The sequence below is a fragment of the Nocardia sp. NPDC004582 genome (assembly GCF_053602115.1).
Window position 1 is genome coordinate 1 of sequence record NZ_JBSGCY010000259.1, and the last position, 4,035, is coordinate 4,035.

Genomic DNA, 4,035 nt, shown 5'->3' on the forward strand with positions numbered 1-4,035 from the left:
CAGGTGCCGCCGGGCGCGATGGCGCCGGGCAATCCGGCTCCGCCGGGCGGCTTCCCGCCGGGGATGACCGCGCCGCCCGCGGCGGGCCCGGCCACCGAACCCGTGCCGCAGCAGTCCTACGGCCCGCCACGCGAACGCCTCGACGTCGGCGCGGCCCTCACCTACGGCTGGGATCGGTTCCGGCTCAATCCCGTTCCGTGGGTGGGCATGGTGCTGATCGGCCTGATCGCCTGGCTGCTGGTCATCCTGCTGGTCAGAATCGTTGACGTCCAGTCACTGTCGGCGGTGGTGCTGCTGTTCGCGGTGGCATCGCTGGTGGTGTGGCTGTTGCAGGCGGCCATGATCCGCGGCGCCCTCTACGAGACCGACGGCACCCCACCCGATTTCCCGGCCTTCTTCGGATTCGTGAACGCCGGCAATGTGCTCATCACCGCCCTCATCGTGTTCGCGGTGTGCTTCCTGGCCTCGATCGCGTGCCTGTTCCCGGCGGTGATCGCCGGGGTGCTGTGCATGTTCGCGCTGCACTTCGTGATCGATCAGGACCAGAATCCGATCGCCGCGATCCAGTCGAGTGTGCGGCTGGTGATCGCCAATGCCCTGCAGGTGTCGCTGCTGGCGGTGGCGGTGCTGCTGATGACCGCGATCGGCACGCTGTTCTGTGGCCTGGGCCTGCTGGTCGCCGGGCCGGTGACCGCCATCGCCACCACCTACGCCTACCGCACCCTGACCGGACGCCTGGTCGTGTACTGACCCGATCGCCCCGGGCCACCCCGAATCGACGCCCGGGCCACCGAAACAGCGACGCCGCGCTGCATCAGCAGCGCGGCGTCGTCGTCGGTCCAGGGGCCTGGGACTACTTGGCCTCTTCCTTCACCGGGTTGCCGTTCGCGTCCAGCTTGGCGTTGAGGCCCGCCTCCTGACGCTGCTGAAGCGTGATCGGGGTCGGCGCGTCGGTCAGCGGGTCGACGCCGCCGCCCGACTTCGGGAACGCGATGACCTCGCGGATCGAGTCCACCCCGGCCAGCAGCGCGGTGATGCGGTCCCAGCCGAAGGCGATGCCGCCCATGGGCGGGGCGCCGTAGGAGAAGGCGTCGAGCAGGAAGCCGAACTTCTCCTGCGCCTCCTCCTCACCGATACCCATCACCTGGAACACCCGCTCCTGCACGTCGCGGCGGTGGATACGGATCGAGCCGCCGCCGATCTCGTTGCCGTTGCAGACGATGTCGTAGGCGTAGGCCAGCGCCGAGGCCGGATCGGTGTCGAAGGTGTCCAGGTGCTCGGGCTTGGGCGAGGTGAACGCGTGGTGCACCGCGGTCCAGGCCGAATAGCCCAGGGCCACATCGCCGCTCGCGGTGGCGTCGGCGGTGGGCTCGAACATCGGGGCGTCCACGATCCAGACGAAGGCCCAGGCGTTCTCGTCGATCAGACCGCACTTGCGGGCGATCTCGCCGCGGGCCGCGCCCAGCAGCGCCCGGCTCGACTTCTGGTCGCCGGCCGCGAAGAACACGCAGTCGCCCGGCTCGGCGCCGACCTGCTTGGCCAGGCCCTCGCGCTCGGCGTCGGTGAGGTTCTTGGCGACCGGGCCGCCGAGGGTGCCGTCCTCGTTGAAGGTGATGTAGGCCAGGCCCTTGGCGCCACGCTGCTTGGCCCACTCCTGCCAGGCGTCGAACTGGCGGCGCGGCTGCGAGGCGCCGCCCGGCATGACGACCGCACCGACGTAGGGAGCCTGGAACACGCGGAACTGCGTGTCCTTGAAATACTCCATCATCTCGGTGATCTCGACCTCGAAGCGCAGGTCGGGCTTGTCCGAGCCGTAGCGGCGCATGGCCTCGGCGTAGGTCATGTGCGGGATCGGGGTCGGGATGTCGTAGCCGACCAGCTTCCACAGCGCGGTCAGGATGTCCTCGGCCAGCAGGATGACGTCTTCCTGCTCGACGAAGCTCATCTCGATGTCGAGCTGGGTGAACTCGGGCTGACGGTCGGCGCGGAAGTCCTCGTCGCGGTAGCAGCGCGCGATCTGGAAGTAGCGCTCGATGCCGCCGACCATGAGCAGCTGCTTGAACAGCTGCGGCGACTGTGGCAGCGCGTAGAACTTGCCGGGGGCCAGGCGGGCCGGGACCAGGAAGTCGCGCGCGCCCTCCGGAGTGGACCGGGTCATGGTCGGGGTCTCGACCTCGATGAAGGCGTGCTTGGCCAGTACCTCGCGGGCGGCGGAGTTCACCTTGGAGCGCAGCCGGATCGCGTGCGCCGGGCCCTCGCGGCGCAGGTCCAGGTAGCGGTACTTGAGGCGGGCTTCCTCACCCGGCTCGTCGTCGAGCTGGAACGGCAGCGGCGCGGCCTCGTTGAGCACCTCGAGCGCGGTCACATTGACCTCGATGGCGCCCGTCGGCAGGTTCGGGTTCTCGCTGCCTTCGGGGCGGTTCTCGACCACGCCGGTGACCTTCACGACGAACTCGTTGCGCAGCTTGTGGGCGGCTTCCGCGGGCTCGCCTTCACGGAAGACGGCCTGGGCCACACCCGAAGCATCGCGCAGATCGATGAAGATCACGCCACCGTGGTCTCGCCGCCGGGCCACCCAGCCGGTGAGGGTGACGGTCTGACCGGCGTGCTCGCTTCGCAGCGAACCAGCCAAGTGGGTGCGCAGCACGGGATTCCTTTCGACGGGACTCGAAGCACCGGTGCGGGTGACCAGGTGCAGACCCATCGTAGAGAGACACGTACGGCGAGTGGAAACCGATATCCGCTCGCCCGTGTCAGAGTGATACGCATGACCTTCAACGAGGGCCTGCAAATCGACCCGAACCGGGTGAGCGGCGGCGGCGGACCCGGGCTGGGCGGCGGCTTGGCTCTCGGCGGCGGCGCGCTGGGCATCATCGCCCTGATCGCGTCACTGCTGCTCGGTGGCGATCCGGGCAGCATTCTGGGCCAGTTCACCGGGGCGGACTCGAACTCCAAGTCGGGCGCGGCCACCACCCCCGACCACTGCAAGACCGGTGCGGACGCCAACAAGTACGTGGACTGCCGCGTCATCGCGACCGTCCAGAGCCTGGACAATGTGTGGGGTACCGAGCTGCCCAAGCAGACCGGCCGCAAATATGTCGCCCCCAAGGTGACGCTGTTCTCCGGCGCGGTGAACACCGGCTGCGGGCGCGCGTCCTCGGCGGTGGGCCCGTTCTACTGCCCCGCCGACCAGACCGCCTACTTCGACACCAGCTTCTTCCAGGAACTGGTCGACCGCTTCGGCTCCAGCGGCGGCCCGCTGGCCCAGGAGTACGTGGTCGCCCACGAGTTCGGCCACCACATCCAGAACCAGCTCGGCGACATCAACAAGGCCCAGCGCGACCCCAAGGGCCCGACCTCCGGCGCGGTCCGCACCGAACTGCAGGCCGACTGCTACGCCGGCGTCTGGGCCGCCTACGCCGACAAGCTCCCCGCCCCCGGCGGCGGCCAGCCCTTCCTGAAGCCGTTGACCGACAACGACATCCGCGACGCGCTGTCGGCCGCATCCGCCGTCGGCGACGACCGCATCCAGAAGGCATCGACGGGCCGCGTCAATCCCGAAGCCTGGACCCACGGTTCCTCGGTGGAACGCCAGAAGTGGTTCCTGACCGGGTACAAGACCGGACAGGTCAAGGCGTGCGACACCTACTCCGCCCAGGACCTCGGCAACCCGCCCGCCCTGCGCTGACCAACCAGGATGACGAGGTCCCCGTCCGAATCGGCCCGGGGACCTCGTCGTTTCCGGCCCCGGCGACCGCCTCGCCGCGGGCGAATTCGGGCGAATCCCCCGTGCCGTATCTCATCCCGGCGCGGCGTCGGCGTGGCGCTTCGCGCCGGGATGGGTGTGCGGCCACAATCTGCGGGCGGCGGGCGGATGCCCGCAAGGGAATTCGGAGGGATGCGATGGGAACGGCAGGGGCGGCGGGGCAGGTCGGCGTCACGGGATCGGGCGCCACGGGTCGACGGCGGGGGTGGCGGGCCGCGCTGACCGCGGCGGCGTGCGCGGTATTGCTCACGGGCGCGGGCGGATTCGCG

Annotated in this window: 3 protein-coding genes; 2 read left to right on the top strand and 1 reads right to left on the bottom strand. The window is 69.7% G+C overall.

Translation table 11 applies throughout. The features are described 5' to 3' along the window. On the top strand, nucleotides 1–750 hold a 750-nt coding region (locus tag ACWELJ_RS33570), incomplete at its 5' end, for a hypothetical protein (RefSeq protein ID WP_452370092.1). Nucleotides 751–853: 103 nt separating this feature from the next. Here the strand turns inward: ACWELJ_RS33570 and aspS are convergent. Then, nucleotides 854–2,647: an aspartate--tRNA ligase gene (gene aspS / locus ACWELJ_RS33575; RefSeq protein ID WP_452370093.1), complete on the bottom strand. Its 1,794-nt coding sequence runs from the start codon at nucleotides 2,645–2,647 to the stop codon at nucleotides 854–856. A 120-nt stretch (nucleotides 2,648–2,767) separates the two neighbouring features. Here aspS and ypfJ point away from each other — a divergent pair, with 120 nt between their 5' ends. After that, complete coding sequence (ypfJ, locus tag ACWELJ_RS33580) at nucleotides 2,768–3,688, top strand: KPN_02809 family neutral zinc metallopeptidase (RefSeq protein ID WP_452370094.1); 921 nt, start codon at nucleotides 2,768–2,770, stop codon at nucleotides 3,686–3,688. The last annotated feature ends 347 nt before the right edge of the window (nucleotides 3,689–4,035 follow it).

Bases quoted from the DNA above. Each gene is read 5' to 3' on its own strand.
- ypfJ (WP_452370094.1), top strand. From the start codon at position 2,768: ATGACCTTCAACGAGGGCCTGCAAATCGACCCGAACCGGGTGAGCGGC.